This is a genomic window from Aminobacter sp. P4_D5 (genome assembly GCF_056401815.1).
In genome coordinates this window covers 1-15,357 of sequence record NZ_JBFUIP010000136.1, presented here as the reverse complement: position 1 = coordinate 15,357, position 15,357 = coordinate 1, and the positions used below count along the sequence as shown (strand labels likewise).

At 62.9% G+C, this 15,357-nt stretch carries 17 protein-coding genes; 8 read left to right on the top strand and 9 right to left on the bottom strand.

The features are described 5' to 3' along the window. The first annotated feature begins 129 nt into the window (after positions 1-129). Positions 130-933, top strand: coding sequence for a chromate resistance protein ChrB domain-containing protein (locus AC1DWF_RS23260; RefSeq protein ID WP_476842097.1), 804 nt, complete (start codon positions 130-132; stop codon positions 931-933). A gap of 1 nt (position 934) precedes the next feature. Beyond that, on the top strand, positions 935-2,272 hold the full coding sequence (gene chrA / locus AC1DWF_RS23255; protein WP_476788009.1) for a chromate efflux transporter: 1,338 nt from the start codon (positions 935-937) through the stop codon (positions 2,270-2,272). 2 nt (positions 2,273-2,274) lie between these two features. Here the strand turns inward: chrA and AC1DWF_RS23250 are convergent, their stop codons facing one another. The 6 genes from AC1DWF_RS23250 to lgt all read right to left on the bottom strand — a co-directional run bounded on the left by AC1DWF_RS23250 (position 2,275) and on the right by lgt (position 7,942). After that, positions 2,275-3,210: a ribose-phosphate pyrophosphokinase gene (locus tag AC1DWF_RS23250; protein ID WP_476788010.1), complete on the bottom strand. Its 936-nt coding sequence runs from the start codon at positions 3,208-3,210 to the stop codon at positions 2,275-2,277. Positions 3,211-3,323: 113 nt separating this feature from the next. After that, positions 3,324-3,914, bottom strand: coding sequence for a hypothetical protein (locus AC1DWF_RS23245; RefSeq protein WP_476788011.1), 591 nt, complete (start codon positions 3,912-3,914; stop codon positions 3,324-3,326). 43 nt (positions 3,915-3,957) lie between these two features. Further along, positions 3,958-5,109, bottom strand: a complete 1,152-nt coding sequence (locus AC1DWF_RS23240; RefSeq protein ID WP_476783032.1) for a M24 family metallopeptidase — start codon at positions 5,107-5,109, stop codon at positions 3,958-3,960. A gap of 4 nt (positions 5,110-5,113) precedes the next feature. Continuing rightward, positions 5,114-5,905 carry a peptidoglycan editing factor PgeF gene (pgeF, locus tag AC1DWF_RS23235; RefSeq protein ID WP_476783031.1) on the bottom strand — a complete coding sequence of 264 codons (792 nt, stop codon included), beginning with the start codon at positions 5,903-5,905 and terminating at the stop codon, positions 5,114-5,116. Between the two features lie 106 nt (positions 5,906-6,011). Next, positions 6,012-7,091: a class I SAM-dependent methyltransferase gene (locus AC1DWF_RS23230; protein WP_476788012.1), complete on the bottom strand. Its 1,080-nt coding sequence runs from the start codon at positions 7,089-7,091 to the stop codon at positions 6,012-6,014. After that, on the bottom strand, positions 7,088-7,942 hold the full coding sequence (gene lgt, locus AC1DWF_RS23225) for a prolipoprotein diacylglyceryl transferase (protein WP_476788013.1): 855 nt from the start codon (positions 7,940-7,942) through the stop codon (positions 7,088-7,090). Before lgt ends, AC1DWF_RS23230 begins: the two co-directional genes overlap by 4 nt. A 202-nt stretch (positions 7,943-8,144) precedes the next feature. On the opposite strand from lgt, the gene AC1DWF_RS23220 reads away from it, so the two are divergent. From AC1DWF_RS23220 to AC1DWF_RS23210, 3 genes are all read left to right on the top strand, one after another. Beyond that, positions 8,145-8,459, top strand: coding sequence for an accessory factor UbiK family protein (locus AC1DWF_RS23220; protein ID WP_476783028.1), 315 nt, complete (start codon positions 8,145-8,147; stop codon positions 8,457-8,459). 320 nt (positions 8,460-8,779) lie between these two features. Continuing rightward, on the top strand, positions 8,780-9,280 hold the full coding sequence (locus AC1DWF_RS23215) for a type III secretion system chaperone family protein (RefSeq protein ID WP_214389781.1): 501 nt from the start codon (positions 8,780-8,782) through the stop codon (positions 9,278-9,280). A gap of 8 nt (positions 9,281-9,288) precedes the next feature. Then, positions 9,289-9,648: a tRNA-binding protein gene (locus AC1DWF_RS23210; RefSeq protein WP_476783027.1), complete on the top strand. Its 360-nt coding sequence runs from the start codon at positions 9,289-9,291 to the stop codon at positions 9,646-9,648. On the opposite strand, the gene AC1DWF_RS23205 is transcribed toward AC1DWF_RS23210, so the two are convergent. Continuing rightward, positions 9,645-10,649: a glycosyltransferase family 4 protein gene (locus tag AC1DWF_RS23205; RefSeq protein ID WP_476783026.1), complete on the bottom strand. Its 1,005-nt coding sequence runs from the start codon at positions 10,647-10,649 to the stop codon at positions 9,645-9,647. The two genes, AC1DWF_RS23210 and AC1DWF_RS23205, sit on opposite strands and share 4 nt — an antisense overlap. 311 nt (positions 10,650-10,960) lie before the next feature. Between AC1DWF_RS23205 and AC1DWF_RS23200 the strand changes: the two genes are divergently transcribed. The 3 genes from AC1DWF_RS23200 to AC1DWF_RS23190 all read left to right on the top strand — a co-directional run bounded on the left by AC1DWF_RS23200 (position 10,961) and on the right by AC1DWF_RS23190 (position 13,605). After that, positions 10,961-11,809, top strand: a complete 849-nt coding sequence (locus tag AC1DWF_RS23200; protein WP_476788015.1) for a MetQ/NlpA family ABC transporter substrate-binding protein — start codon at positions 10,961-10,963, stop codon at positions 11,807-11,809. A 73-nt stretch (positions 11,810-11,882) separates the two neighbouring features. Beyond that, positions 11,883-12,968 carry a methionine ABC transporter ATP-binding protein gene (locus AC1DWF_RS23195; protein WP_476783024.1) on the top strand — a complete coding sequence of 362 codons (1,086 nt, stop codon included), beginning with the start codon at positions 11,883-11,885 and terminating at the stop codon, positions 12,966-12,968. Continuing rightward, positions 12,949-13,605: a methionine ABC transporter permease gene (locus AC1DWF_RS23190; protein WP_476788016.1), complete on the top strand. Its 657-nt coding sequence runs from the start codon at positions 12,949-12,951 to the stop codon at positions 13,603-13,605. Before AC1DWF_RS23195 ends, AC1DWF_RS23190 begins: the two co-directional genes overlap by 20 nt. Positions 13,606-13,608: 3 nt before the next feature. On the opposite strand, the gene AC1DWF_RS23185 is transcribed toward AC1DWF_RS23190, so the two are convergent. Both AC1DWF_RS23185 and AC1DWF_RS23180 read right to left on the bottom strand, forming a co-directional pair. Beyond that, a complete protein-coding gene (locus tag AC1DWF_RS23185; RefSeq protein ID WP_476842096.1) occupies positions 13,609-15,021 on the bottom strand; it encodes an ATP-binding protein in 1,413 nt (470 codons plus the stop codon). Positions 15,022-15,075: 54 nt separating this feature from the next. Next, positions 15,076-15,357 (bottom strand): winged helix-turn-helix domain-containing protein (locus AC1DWF_RS23180; protein WP_476842095.1); only part of this gene is annotated, 282 nt, incomplete at its 5' end.

The window sequence follows — 15,357 nt, the reverse complement described above, 5'->3', positions numbered from 1 at the left end:
GCCCTTAGCCGTTGAAGACGGGTCTGCTTTCAACTAGAATTCACAAACCGGGGGCATGGTGGACTCCCCGTGAGGCGCGAGCCCAAGTTCCGCCTTCGCTAGCTATGCGGAGGAAAAACCATGCCTCGTATGATTTCGCCCCAACAATTGATCCCGCTCATCGGCACCGATAGCTGCCCGCTGATCATCGACGTGCGCAGGGCAGACGCCTTTGCCACATCGCCGACACGCATCGCCGGCGCTCTGTGGCGCGACCACATGAAGTCGGACGAATGGCTGCCGCAACTGCCAGCTGGGCGCGAACTGGTTGTCTATTGTGCCCACGGCCACAATGTCAGCGAGATCGCAGTCGCGCGTCTGACGGCTGCAGGCGCCAATGTTTCGATGCTCGAAGGCGGCATGGATGCGTGGATTGCGGCGGGGGGATTGCTTGTTGCCCGCGAGGCGCGGGGTATCGTACCCGGATTGCCGCAGCCGAGCGTTTGGGTGACGCGGTCACGGCCGAAGATCGACCGCATCGCCTGCCCATGGCTGATCCGGCGCTTCATCGACCCGCTGGCGATCTTTCATTTCGTCACAGCCGAGTGGGTCAAGGATGTCGCCGACGAGACCGGGGCCATACCCTACGACATCAAGGACGTGCATTATTCGCATCGCGGCGACGAATGCACATTCGACACGCTGATATCGGAGTTCGGCCTGACCGATCCCGCACTGCTTCATCTTGCCAGGATCGTGCGCGGCGCCGACACCGCGCGGATGGATCTGGAGCCGGAGGCTGCGGGGCTGCTCGCCATATCGTTGGGCCTTTCGGCGATCGAGAGCAACGATCTCRCTCAACTGGAAAAGGGCATGACGATTTACGATGCGCTCTACGGCTGGTGCCGCTATGCGACGGCGGAAACCCACAATTGGCCGGCAAAGGCGATCTGACATGGACATGACTTCAAGCGGGGCGGCTCGCCCGTCCTTTGCCGAAGCCGTGCGCGTCTTCGCCAAGATCGGCCTGTTGTCTTTCGGCGGGCCGGCTGGGCAGATCGCGTTGATGCACCGCATCCTCGTCGGCGAGAAGCGCTGGCTCGACGAGCCACGCTTCCTGCATGCCCTCAACTACTGCATGCTGTTGCCGGGACCGGAGGCGATGCAACTTGCGACCTATGCCGGCTGGTTGCTGCACGGCGTCAGGGGAGGGCTTGTCGCCGGGCTGCTGTTCGTGTTGCCGGGTGCTCTCGTCATCACCGCGCTGTCGGCGATTTATTTGACCGTTGGCCATGTTACGCTTGTGCAGGGATTGCTGTTCGGCCTCAAGGCGTCGGTGCTGGCCGTCGTGCTCGAAGCGCTGATCAAGGTGTCGAGGCGGGCGCTGAAGAGCAGTTTGATGGTGACGCTGGCGATCGCGGCCTTCATTGCCATCGCTTTTCTCAAGCTGCCGTTCCCGCTGATCATTGCGGTGGCGGCGCTCATCGGGGCGGTGACGCATTTGCTCGGCGGCAACTCCAGCAAGACGTCGGCCGACGCCGAGCCGGAAATCGCCTATGCCATGCCGGAATGGACACGACCGAGCGCCCGGCGGTTCTTCTCCACGCTCGCTGTCTGGCTGGCGATCTGGTTCGTGCCGCTGATCGTGTTGTGGCAGCTGCTTGGGCCCGGTCACGTCTTCACCACCGAAGCCACGTTCTTTTCCAAGATGGCGGCGGTGACCTTCGGTGGCGCCTATGCGGTGCTTGCCTATGTCGCCCAGCAGGCAGTCGAGGTGCATGGCTGGCTGAAGCCGGATGAGATGCTCACCGGCCTAGGCCTCGCCGAAACGACACCGGGTCCGCTGATCCTGGTTTTGGTCTTCGTCGGTTTCCTTGGCGGAGCCAGGCTTTCCGGCCTTGCCCCTCTTGCAGGCGGTGGCGCAGGGGCGGTGGTGACGCTGTGGTTCACCTTCGTCCCGTGCTTTTTGTGGATTTTCGTCGGTGCGCCCTATGTCGAGACGGTACGCAATGTGCGCTGGCTGGCAAGCGCGCTGTCTGCGGTCACCGCAGCCGTTGTCGGCATCATCGCCAACCTTGCGGTGTGGTTTGCGCTGCATGTGCTGTTTGGCAATGTCGGCGAGATGGATTTCGGGCCGTTCGCGCTACCGGTGCTGGATTTCAGGAGCTTCGATGCGGCCGCGGCAATCATCGCGGTTGCGGCAGGCGTGTCGCTGATCCGCTACCACGCCAACATGATCGTCGTGCTCGCCATCTCGGCGATTGCCGGGATGGCCTGGCAATTAGCGCTGTAACGTCAGTCGAACAGGCTCGATACCGACTCTTCGGTCGCCGTGCGCGAGATCGCTTCGCCGATCAGGTCGCCGATCGAAACGACCCGGATGTTGTGGGCGTCCATCACCGCCTGGGTCGGCTGGATCGAGTCGGTGATGACCAGTTCCTGCAGCTGCGAGCCGCTGATGCGGGCAGCCGCACCGCCCGAAAGCACGCCATGGGTGATGTAGGCGGTGACGCTGGTGGCGCCCTTGGCGAGCAGCGCGTCGGCCGCGTTGCATAGTGTGCCGCCGGAATCGACGATGTCGTCGATGAGCAGGCAGTCCTTGCCATGCACTTCGCCGATGACGTTCATCACCTCGGATTCACCTGGGCGTTCGCGGCGCTTGTCGACGATGGCGAGCTGGGCGTCGATGCGCTTGGCGAGCGCACGGGCACGCACCACGCCACCGACGTCGGGCGAAACCACCATGACGTTGTTGAGCTGCTTGTACTTGGCCTTGACGTCGCGGGCCATGACCGGGATCGAGAAGAGATTGTCCGTCGGGATATCGAAGAAGCCCTGGATCTGGCCGGCGTGCAGGTCGAGCGTGAGCACGCGATTGGCGCCGGCACGCGCGATCATGTTGGCGACGAGCTTGGCGGAGATCGGCGTGCGGCCCGAAGCGCGGCGATCCTGCCGGGCGTAGCCGAAATAAGGAATGACCGCCGTGATGCGTCGTGCCGACGAACGCATGAAGGCGTCGATCATGATGAGAAGTTCCATCAGGTGATCGTTGGTCGGGAATGCGGTCGACTGGAGGATGAAGACATCCTCGCCGCGCACGTTCTCTTGGATCTCGACAAAGATCTCCTGGTCAGCGAAGCGCCTGACGCTTGCCTTGCCCAGCGGAATGTTGAGATAGCGAGCGACAGCTTCTGCTAGCACCCGGTTGGAATTGCCCGCGAAGAGTTTCATACGCCGATCCTGGAAATGAATATGAGCGGGCTTTTAGCGGCCTTGAGCCGTATTGCAAGCGGACTCGCTGCTGAATCCCAAAAAAGCGACATCGTGGCGCGGAATGTCGCGGCCTAACCCGGTTTCGCCGCCAGCCAGTCGGCCAGCTGATCGATGGTGCTGTCGGCTATCGACTGCATGGTCGCGGGTGCCACCGTGGGCCACCCGTCGCCGCTGCCGCTCGATGCCGCCGTCTTTTGGCCGTTGATGCGGTGAAGCCTTGTGCCGGCCGGATCGTAGACGTCCCAGACGTAAACGACTGTCGTGTCCTTGCCTTCGGTCATCGCCGAGAAATAGCCGCGCATGATGATGCCGGGCGGCGTCGTGTCGGTGCTGCCGGCAAGCGCGATGCCGCGTGCACGTGCCCGAATGCCGAGCTGCTGGGTCAGTGGCGTCGCCGCCTCGACCGGGGTGCCGACGATGGGGGCGAATTGCACGCGTGTCTTGGTGGCGACGGCTGCCGTCTGCGCCGGAACAGCCGTGGCGGCAACAGTGGCAGCACCCGTCACTGGCGGCGCCGCGACATCGGTGCCCTCGATCTTGGCAAGTGCGTTCGACTGCTCCGTCGGTGCGATGGCCGAGGGCTCGAGCACGTCCTTGGAGCTGTTGCAGGCAGAAAGGGCGAGCACGGACAGGCCTGCCGCGCCCACAAACCAACGTTTCATCTGACCGAACTCCATGACAAACGCCCCTCAGCGTTCATCGCAATCACCGTACGATCAAGTCGAGATCATGGCGGGAAAGCGGCTTGGGCGCGGATTCGGTGGTCAGATAGGTTCGGCCGAGCGTCATTGCGGTTTCGGTTTCCGAATCCATGATGATCATGTGAGCGAACAAAGTCATATTTGGTGCGATCGGCTCGGTATTGCCTTGGTAGAACATCGGCATATCCATCCAGGACGGGGCAAAGCGCGCACCGACCGAGTAACCGCAAGCGTTGAGCCTGTGCTTGGTCAGCCCATGCACTTCCAGCGCTTTGGCGTGCGCATCGAACACGTCGCCGAATGTGTTGCTCGGCGTCATCGCCTTTTCGACCGCGACCAGTGCGGCAAGCGAAGCATCGTAAAGTTCCTGATGGCGCTTGGACACCTTGCCGGTCAGCGCTGTCCGCATCATCGGGGCATGGTAGTGATGGAACACACCGGCCCATTCGAGCGTCAGCTGGTCGTTCTTGTTGAGCTTGCGGCGGCCGGCCTTGTAGCGGCAGAGCAAAGCGTCGATGCCCGAGCCGATGATGAATTCGTTGGCGGGATAGTCGCCGCCGCCGGCAAAGATCGCGCCTTGCATGGCTGCCAGGATCTTGGCTTCGTCACCACCCTGCTTGATCAGCGGCAGCGCCGCATCGAGCGCGTCGTCGGCAAGACCGGCGGCCTTTTCGGCCTTTTCGATCTCGGCCGGGCTCTTGAACAGGCGTAGGCGACCGACGATGCCCGAGGCGTCGACGATCTGGCCGAAGGTCTGGAGCTGTTCGTCAAGGCGGCGACCGTTGAAGGCGGTCAGCCCATGAGTGTCGTACTCGACGCCGACGCGGGTGCCGAGCAGGCCAAGGTCGTTGAGCAGGTTGCGCAGGTCGAGCGTCGGGTTGGCGTTGTCGCGGTCGGTCCACAAGACGATGTTTTCGATGATCGAAGTGTGGCGCGCCTGGCGCAAATCGGCCGAACGCGTCAAAAGCGTCATCGAGCCGTCGGCCTTGACCACCAGGGACTGGAAGAAGCAGAAGCCGAACGTGTCGTAGCCGGTCAGCCAGTACATGCTCTCCTGCGCGAACAGCAGGACGGCGTCGAGCTTCTTTTCGGCCATCTCGATCATCAGCCGGTCGCGGCGGGCGTCGAATTCGGTTCGTTCGAAATGCAGCGCCATGCTTTCAGTCCTCCAGTGCTATTGCCGAAATCTGCCGTCCGTAATCTGCTTCCTTCCGGTGCGTGGTGCGCCGGTAGGAATAAAAAAGCTTTTCTTCCGCGTAGGTGCAGCGGTTCAAGGCCGATGCGGTGACGCCGGCGCTGCGCAGCCGGTCGACGGTGTAGAGGTTGAGGTCGAACATCGAATGGCCCGCATTGGCCGAGGGCGCGAAGTAGCGCGTATTGCCGGCATCCGCTTCGACGAAGCGGGCGACGAATTCCGGGCCGACCTCGTAATTGGCGGCGCTGATCGAAGGGCCGAGCACGGCAAGGATGCGCTCGCGCCTGGCACCAAGTTTTTCCATGGCGGTGACAGTATTTTCGAGCACGCCTGTGAAAGCACCCTTCCAGCCGGCATGGGCCGCACCGATGATGTGCGCTTCAGGGTCAGTGAAAAGCACCGGACCGCAATCGGCCGAGGAGGCGCCAAGGGCGATGCCTGGCCGGTCGGTGACGATGGCGTCAGCCTTGGGGCGAGCACCTGAAAATGGCCCGGTGGCCACGATCACGTCGGGTGAATGGACCTGGTAGAGGCTGAGCAAATGGTCTGCCGGTACGCCCATCCAGGCGGCGACGCGGCGGCGATTCTCGATGACCCGCGCCTGATCGTCGTCTGAGCCGACGCCAATGTTCAAGCCTTCGTAGATGCCTTCGGAGACCCCGCCGATGCGGGTGAAATAACCGTGGCGGATGCCATTGGCCTCCGCGCTGGCGAGCAAGTTGGACCGGATTGGATCCGGTTTCGAGTCGTTCAGCATTGCCGCCTTGTCTTCTCCAGGTGCGATTTCGTCAAGGCCAAGCCCCACTTCGCCGACCCGTTTTGCTGTTGCGAGCGCGGACAGTGGGGCAGCGGCAAGCTCGCTGTCAACTGACGGGCGGGAAGGGAAGTTTTGTGCCAGCGGGTGCGACCGCGATCACCTTGAACAAGGTGCCCATCGCGTCGGGGTCAGCGAGGCGCTCGACCTCGGACTGGATTTTTTCACGCGTCGCGTCGTCCGCATTGGCGCCAAGCTTGCCAGCGCGTTCGAGCAGGCCGAGGGCAAGCAGGAATTCGGCCTGTGTCCCAAGCTGTGCGTCGAGGCCATGGGCTTTTGCAGCTCTGCCAAGGGCGGAAAAGTCGACATGCGAGGTGAGGTCCGCTTCGCCGGGTGTTGCCAGCACGTCTTCGTATCGATGCTCGCGCAGCGCCTGCAGTGTGTCGCCAATGCCTGGGCTGAGATGGCCGTAGTCGAAGAACAGCCCGGCGCCACCCGAAGCAGCGATGCGCTCGGCAATGGCTTCCATGGTCGCTGTCCGGGCAGGGGCGAATTCGTAGATCGAGCCTCCAGGCGCGTCTGCTGCCTCGGCGGGCAGGAGTGCCGCCTCGATGGTTGCTGGGCCAGTCACGAAAACCAGCTCGCCCGTCTCGTCGATGCCGATGGCGCGCTCGCGCCATTCCGCACCGATCTTGACGAACTGGCGGGTCGGGATGGCGTCGAACAACTCATTGCCGACGATGAACAGTGGCGCGTCGGGCAGGGAGGATACCGTCTCGTGCCAGGCTATCTCTGCGCCGCTGGCGGCGAGGGTCTGCTTCTGGATTTCGCGCAGGCGGGGGCTGGTTTCGATCAACGCAACATTCGCGACAAAAGCCGCATCGAGCTTTTGCAACACCCGCAGCATGTCCTTCATCAACGTGCCGCGCCCAGGGCCGATCTCGGCCAGCGTCGCGTTTGCCGGCCGGCCTGATGTCTGCCATGCCGCGTAGAGCCAGACGGCGACGAGCTCGCCGAACATCTGGCTGATTTCGGGCGCGGTGGTGAAGTCGCCAGCCGCCCCGAATGGTTCGCGTGTCGTGTAGTAGCCGTCGGTCGGGTCAAACAGGCACAGCGCCATGTAGTCGGCGACGCCTATCGGCCCCGACGCGGCGATCAGGCTGGTCATGCGCTTTTTGAGCGCGGTCATGCCGGCCTTACGGCTTGGGTCACCGGCTTGGCCGACAGCATCGCCCATACTCCGATCAGCACCATCGGCACCGAAAGCACCATGCCCATGGTCAGCCAGCCGCCGAGGAGATAGCCGATCTGTTGATCGGGCTCGCGGAAGAACTCGACGAAGATGCGGGACAGGCCGTAGCCGCAAACGAAGGCACCGGCGATGAAGCGCGGCGTCTTGAGCTTCAGGCGCGAGTGGGTGAGGAAGCGCAGAACGAGGAACAGCACCAGGCCTTCGAGCAGCGCCTCATAAAGCTGGCTCGGATGGCGCAGGAATGGCCCGCCGGTAGGGAACTCGATCGCCCATGGCACATTTGTGACCCGGCCCCAGAGCTCGGAATTGATGAAGTTGGCGACACGAACGAGGCCCAAGCCAACCGGCACGCCGGCGGCAACGACGTCGATCAGCGACCAGACGAGGATGCCGTGCTTGCGGGCGAACAGGAACATGGCGATCGTCACGCCGAGCAATCCGCCATGAAACGACATGCCGCCTTGCCAGACCGCGAAGATGTCGAGCGGATTTGAGATGTAGCGGGCGAGGTCGTAAAACAGGATGTAGCCGATGCGGCCGCCAAGCACCACGCCGGCCGCCGCCCAGACAAGGAAATCGTCGAGGGCTTCGGGCTTCATCGGCAAGATGCCGTTCGGCCACAGGCGGGTATTGGTCACCAGCCGCTTGCCGTACCACCAGGCAAAAAGAATGCCGACGACATAACCCAGCCCGTACCAGTGGATGGCCAGCGGCCCGAACTGGACGATGACCGGGTCGATGTTGGGAAAGGGCAGGGCTGCCAAAGGCAGGGCAAGGTACGCGCTCAAATCAGTCTCCAAGGCCGGCAATGCGGCGGACCATGCGGCAGGCTTTTGGCAGGGTCAAGGCAGGCAAGCCTGAGGTAACCGAGATGTCATTGCATGAGAAATGGCATTTTTGCCGCGCCTTTTGGCGCAGTGACGAAGTGCCGAGACCCTTGCATTCCAGGCCTTGCCCTACTACGTCGAATGGACAACGCGAGGGTTTGCCATGACGACCGGACCGAACCGCATTCTGGATGAGTTCGCCAAGCTGATGACCGATGCCGCAGGCGCTGCGCAGGGCGTCAAGCGCGAGGTTGAAACCGCGTTCCGCTCGCAGGCCGAACGGGCGATGAATTCGCTCGAACTGGTGCAGCGCGAAGAGTTCGAGGCCGTCCGCGACATGGCGATCAAAGCACGTGCCGAGAACAAGGCTTTGACCGCCCGCATCGAGGCACTTGAGGCCCAGCTCGCCGGCCGCAGCAGTGAAAGCGACGACAAGGCCTCACCGGCGGCGTCGCCGAAGCCTCGTACAAAGAAATAAATCGTTAACTTTTCCACAAAGCACAATCCGAAAAAGTGCTTTGTCGTGAATCGCTTACCGGCGCTTGATGAATCATCGCCGTAGCCTGTTTCCACATCCTAATGGGGTGGTGCGAAAAATTGGGCTGTTCACGATACTCCCGATCAATACACTGAATTTGTTGCATGATTCGTAACTGGGTCATGCACCCGGATGGAGCGGTCCGGCTGGGGGTATTGAGTCTGGCAGCGCTGGTCGTCCGAGTTCAAGAATAAGTTTGTTCGTCGTGTGTGCCCTTTGCGCGGAGCGCGATGGCGCTCCCGGAACGACAGGAAGCATTTATGGAACTTCTCGAACTCGAGTTCTCGCGCGAAATCCACCCGGTGGATGTTATCGAGCAGGTGGCTCACAACAACGACTGGTCATTCGAGCGTGCCGGCGATGACGAAATCTCGATTTCAGTTGTCGGCAACTGGACCGAATACCAGGTCTCGTTCTCCTGGATGGAGGATTTTGAGGCCCTACATCTGGCCTGTGCTTTCGACGTGAAAGTGCCGGAAAGCCGCACGCTTGAAATCCTCAGGCTTTTGTCGCTGATCAATGAGCAGATGCTGTTTGGTCATTTCGATCTCTGGGAGACTGAAGGCGCGATCATGTTCCGCCAGTCGCTGCTGCTTGCCGGTGGCGTCGAACCGACCAGCCAGCAGGTCGAAGTCCTGCTGTCTTCGGCGCTCGAAGCCTGCGAGTGCTATTTCCAGGCGTTCCAGTTCGTCGTCTGGTCGGGCACTTCGGCCAAGGATGCGCTGGCGAGCGTGCTGTTTGAAACGCACGGTAACGCCTGAGACTGCCTATGAGTTCGCACAACGAGCGCAAGCCCGAGATCACTTTCGCGGATTTCGACAAGGTCGATATCCGCACCGGCACGATCGTCGAGGTCGAGCCGTATCCCGAGGCGCGCAAGCCGGCGTTCAAGCTGAAGATCGATTTCGGCGCCGAGATCGGCGTCAAGAAATCGTCGGCGCAGATCACCAAATATTATACGCCCGAAACACTTGTCGGGCGGCAAGTGTTTGCCGTCGTCAACTTCCCGCCGCGCCAGATCGGCAAGTTCATGTCGGAAGTGCTGACGCTCGGTTTTCCCGACGCAGACGGCGACGTCGTTCTCGGCGCTGTTGAGCGCAAGGTGCCGGACGGCGGCCGCCTGTTTTAGGCGGTGTAGGCCGCCTTCACATTGTCCAGGAACATTTCTGCACAGGCGCTCCAAGTGTAGCGCATCGCGCGCTCGCGGGCTTCCGCGCGGTCGATCTTGAGCGCGGCGTGCGCCGCCTCGCGCAAATCCTCCGCAACCACTCCGCCTACACCATCGCCGATGATGTCGATTGGCCCGGTCACCGGATAGGCGGCGACCGGCGTGCCGCTGGCCAGCGCCTCGATGATGACATTGCCAAAGGTGTCGGTGCGGCTCGGGAAGACGAAGACGTCGGCGGAGGCGTAGATCTCGGCGAGTTCGTCGCTTGGCCGGCGGCCGAGGAAATGCGCTTGCGGGTATTTCGCCTTCAACCTTTCCAGTTGCGGCCCGTCGCCGACCAGCACCTTGGTGCCAGGCAGGTCGAGGTCGAGGAAGGCGGGCAGGTTCTTCTCCACCGCTATGCGCCCAACGCACAAGAAAATCGGGCGGGGAAGATCGATCACTGTCCTCTTGCCCGGATGGAAGTGGTTGATGTCGACGCCGCGCGTCCAGGGGCGCAGCTTTTCGAAGCCGCGCGAGGCGAGATCGTCGGCGAGCGACTGGGTCGCGACCATGCAGCCCTGACCGGAATTGTGGAACTTGCGCAGCAGCCCATAGCTCCAGCTCTCGGGCAGCGGCAGGCGGGCGCTGACATATTCGGGAAAGCGGGTGTGGTAGCTGGTGGTGAATGGGCGCTTGCGGGCCAAACAGTAGCGCCGCGCCATCATGCCGAGTGGCCCTTCGGTCACCAGGTGTATGTGGTCGGGTCGTCGCTCCTCGATGATGCGCGCGACTTGGCCCGGCGTGGTCAGCGCCAGCCGGATGTCGGGGTAAGTCGGCATCGGCAAGGTGCGGAAGATGTTCGGCGTCAGGAAATCGGCTTCGGCGTCGAACGCTTTCAGCGCTTCGGAAAGCCGTTCGAGCGTGTGGACCACGCCGTTGATCTGCGGTTTCCAGGCGTCGGTGACCATCAGGATACGCAAGAAATGTCTTCCCTGTTGCCCCGCGCGCCCAGCCAGCAGTCACCAGCCAGGAATCAGCGGCGGTCCCGTTCGATGCGGCCGCTTTTGACCAGCTTTGCATGACGCGCCGATGACGGTGCCGCTCTTCGCAACTGCGAAGGCCGGGTCAGTTCTGCTCGAAGGCGCATTTTCTTTGAGACGATATTCCTGCCTTTGGGCGGGCCAAGGAATTCGGTCCTTTGCTGAACGACCCCGCTTTGCCGAGGATATGGGCAAGCTTCGCAACCAGCGGAGCGATCCATCCTCCCAACGGCGCTCAGCGAGAGTTCAAAATGACCGAGATCACCAAGTCCCACCTTCATCAGCGACCGGCCAGCCGGCGCACGGCACTTGCGGCGCTGCTTGCGTCCGTCGTCACCGTCATCGGCTTCACCTTGCCGCATCAGGCCTTGGCGGAAGACAAGACCGCGATCAAGGTCGGCATCATCTCCGGGGAGGACGAGGACGTCTGGCGCGTGGTCAAGGCCGAGGCCGCCAAGCAGGGGCTGACTGTCGAGACCGTGGTATTCAACGACTACACCCAGCCCAACGAGGCGCTGGAGCGTGGCGATATCGACGCCAACGCCTTCCAGCACCAGCCTTATCTCGACAACCAGATCAAGACCCAGGGCTACCATATCACCCCGGTCGGCTACACCGGTCTGTGGCCCATCGGGCTCTATTCCAAGAAGCACACCAAGCTCGAAGACCTGCCGGAAGCCGCAGTGATCGGCGTGCCCAATGACCCCTCCAACGAGGGCCGGGCGCTACGCGTGCTTGCCAACACCGGCGTCATCAAGCTGAAGGACGGCACCGGCATCCTGGCGACCGTCGCCGATGTCGTGGAAAATCCCAAGAAGTTCGAGATCAAGGAACTCGATGCCGGCATCGTCGGCCGTTCGGTCGAGGACCTCGATGCGGCCGTGGTCAACACCGATTGGGCACTGAAGAGTGGGCTGAGCGCTGAAAACCGCATCTCGCAGGAACCTGTGGCCGACAATCCCTACCGCAACTTCATCGCGGTCAAGACCGGCAACGAGAACGAAGGCTGGGTCAAGAAACTGGTCGCCGCCTACCAGAACGAGACCGTCAAGGCCGAGTTCGACCGCGTCTACAAGGGCACCGGCGTCAGCGCCTATTGATCGCCCAAAGGGCTTTAGCACAGGCGGCTCGCTTTTTTGGCGGGCCGCTTTTCCACATTGTCAGGGGATTTTCATGACCCAGCATTTTGCGACCATCGAGGGGGCGCTGCCGCTTGCCCACGATGCGCCAGCCGACGACGTCATCCGTCTTGTCGACCTCGAGCGCCGCTTCGGCGAAACGGCGGCGGTGGACGGCGTGTCGCTGTCCGTGCGCAAGGGCGAGATCCTTGGCATCATCGGGCGCAGCGGCGCCGGCAAGTCGACGCTGATCCGCTGCCTGAACGGGCTGGAGCGGCCCGACGCCGGGCAGGTGTTCATCGAAGGCCGCGAGATATCAGGCTTGAGCGAACGCGAGTTGCAGCCGCTGAGGCGGCGCATCGGCATGATCTTCCAGCACTTCAACCTGCTGTCGGCGAAGACTGTCGAGGAAAACGTCGCGCTGCCGCTCAAGATCGAGGGCCGACCCAGAGCTGAGCGTTTCAAGCGCGCCGCCGAGCTGCTCGAACTCGTCGGCCTCTCCGACAAGGCAAGTGCCTATCCGGCGTCACTGTCAGGCGGGCAAAAGCAACGCGTCGGTATTGCGCGTGCGCTCGCCGCGCGCCCGGCGGTGCTGCTTTCGGACGAGGCAACATCGGCGCTCGACCCCGAGACGACGCGCTCGATCCTGTCGCTGCTCAAGGACATCAACCATAAGCTCGGGCTGACCATCATGCTCATCACGCATGAGATGGAGGTGATCCGCAGCATTGCCGACCGCGTGGCGGTGATCGATGCAGGCCGCATTGTCGAGCAGGGGCCAGTGTGGTCGGTCTTCGCCGACCCGAAGTCCGAGGTGACGCGCAGCCTGTTGGGCGGCATCCGCCCGCAACTCCCCGAGGCGTTGGCGGCCCAACTCCGCTCCAGCGGTAGTGAGGCGATCTTGCGGGTCGACATTTCTGGTGAAGCGGCACGCCGTCCGCTGTTGGCGGAACTGGCGACGTTGATCCCTGGCCTGTTCCGCCTGATCCATGGCGGCATCGATCATATTCAGGGCGAGCCGGTGGGCACGCTGTTTGTCGGCGTTATCACTGCAACCGGCGTCACTGCGACTGCCGTCGAAATCTTGAATGCCCGGGGTGCGCGGGTGGAGGTGCTTGGCTATGTCTCAGACGATGTTTGATCTGCTGCTGCGCTCGCTGTGGGAGACGGTGCTGATGACGGCGGCATCGGGGCTGATCTCGCTGCTGTTTGGCCTGCCGCTGGGACTGGCGCTTGTCGCCACCGACCGGGGCGGCATTGCCGAGCAGCCTTGGGTCAACCGGATCCTTGGCGCTGTGGTTAATGGCTTCCGCTCGGTGCCCTTCATCATCCTGCTCGTCGCGCTCATCCCGCTGACGCGGCTGATCGTCGGCACTTCGATCGGCACCTGGGCGGCGATCGTGCCTCTTTCGATTGCCGCCACGCCCTATTATGCGCGCATCGCCGAAGTGTCGCTGCGCGAGGTCGACCGTGGCCTGATCGAGGCCGTGCGGGCCATGGGCGGCGGCCGCTGGGCCATCATCCGCGAGGTGCTGGTGCCCGAAGCGTTGCCCGGCATCGTTGCGGGCTTCACAGTCACGCTGGTGACCCTGGTCGGTGCCTCCGCCATGGCGGGTGCCATCGGTGCGGGCGGACTCGGCGACCTAGCCATCCGCTACGGCTACCAGCGTTTCGAAACGGCGGTGATGGTCGCGGTGGTGGTCGTGTTGATCGTGCTTGTCTGTGGCATCCAGTGGATCGGCGACCGGCTGGTGGCGCGGCTAGACCACCGCGCCTAGGTTTTATGCCGGCACGCGGATCATAGCGCGCAGGCCGCCGAGCGGGCTGTCGCTGAGCTTGATGTCGCCGCCATGGCTGCGCGCGATATCGCGGGCAATCGCCAGTCCTAGACCGGTCYCGGTCGAATCGAGATTGCGCGCCTCGTCGAGCCGGTAGAACGGCTTGAACACTTCTTCGCGCTTTTCCTCGGGAATGCCGGGGCCATTGTCGTCGACCATGACGACCAGCATGCCGCGATCGTGGATGGCCTTGACCTCGACTTCCTTGGCATAGCGGAAGGCGTTGCCAACGACGTTCTGCAACAGTCGGGTGAAGGCGTTGGGGCGGACGTGCACTTCGGGTTCGCCGACAAGCGTCACCTTGAGCTTGCGCTTGCGCAGTCGGGCTTCCTCGCCAAGCTTGTCGAGATAGCTGGAGAGATCGAAGCGGCCGGGGTCCTCCGATGCTTCGCCGCGGGCGAAGGCGAGATAGGCTTCGAGCATAGACTGCATGTCGTCGACATCCTGGCTCAGCGCCTCGCGGTCGATCTTGCTCCCCGACAGAGCGAGCTGCAGCTTGAAGCGCGTCAGGATGGTGCGCAGATCGTGGCTGACGCCGGTCAGCATCGCCGTGCGCTGGTCGATCTGGCGTTCGATGCGCTCTCGCATCTGGATGAAGGCAAAGCCGGCGCGCCGCACTTCCTCGGCACCGCGCGGCCGGAAATTGGGTGGCATCGGCCGGCCCTTGCCAAAGCTTTCGGCAGCCTCGGTGAGCTGCAGGATCGGGCGTATCTGGTTGCGCAGGAAAGGAATGGCGATCGTCAAGAGCACCAGCGATGTGCCCACCATCCACAACAGGAAGATGTGGGTGTTGGACGCATAGGCCTGGCTGCGGCGGACGAAGACGCGCAGCACCTTGTCGTTGAGCTGGACGCGCACCTCAACGATGTTGGAGTTGCCGACGGTGTCGAGCCAGAACGGCCGGTTGATCTGCCTGCGGATTTCCGTCGAAAGCGCCTGGTCGAGGATCGAAAAGAACGGCTTTGGCCCAGGCGGGGGCAGGGGATCTGGCGGCAGCAAGTCGATCTTCAGCTGCATCCGGTCCTGGGCGATGCGGATGATTTGGGCGTAATTGTCGGGCTGCGGGAAGGTGTCGAGCAGATCGATGATGGCGGCGATGTCGCGCGTCACCGCCTGCGATAGACGAACCGTCACCGTCTGCCAGTGGCGCTCCATGAAGACGAAGGCTACGACCGATTGCAGCAGGATCATCGGCGTGATGATGATCAGCAGCGAACGCGCATAGAGCCGCTTTGGCATGTAGATCGACACACGCCGCCAGAAACGGTTCCAGCTTCTGGGCACAGCCGTCAGTGCACGCCAAGCGCGTGTTCCGAGGCTGCCTCCGCCAGGCCGTTCCATGTCAGTGGTTGCCATCCGCCATTCCGTTCGCCACCGGCCGGATTGTGCCCCGGCCGCCCTTCGGCGATCCTATTCCACGCTGAGCCGATACCCAATACCGCGCACCGTCTGTAGCCAGACGGGGTTGGCCGGGTCGCGCTCGATCTTGCGCCGGAGGCGGTTGATCTGGACGTCGATTGTGCGTTCGCCGACTTCGGAATCGCCGGTTACCAGCTCATGACGGGGGATGGTCTCGCCGGCGCGCGCGGCGAAGATGGCAAGAATTTCCTGCTCGCGGTCGGTCAGCTTGAGCGCTTCGCCGCCACGCTTGAGTTCGCGGCGTGCGATCTGGAAGGTGTAGGGTCCGAACAC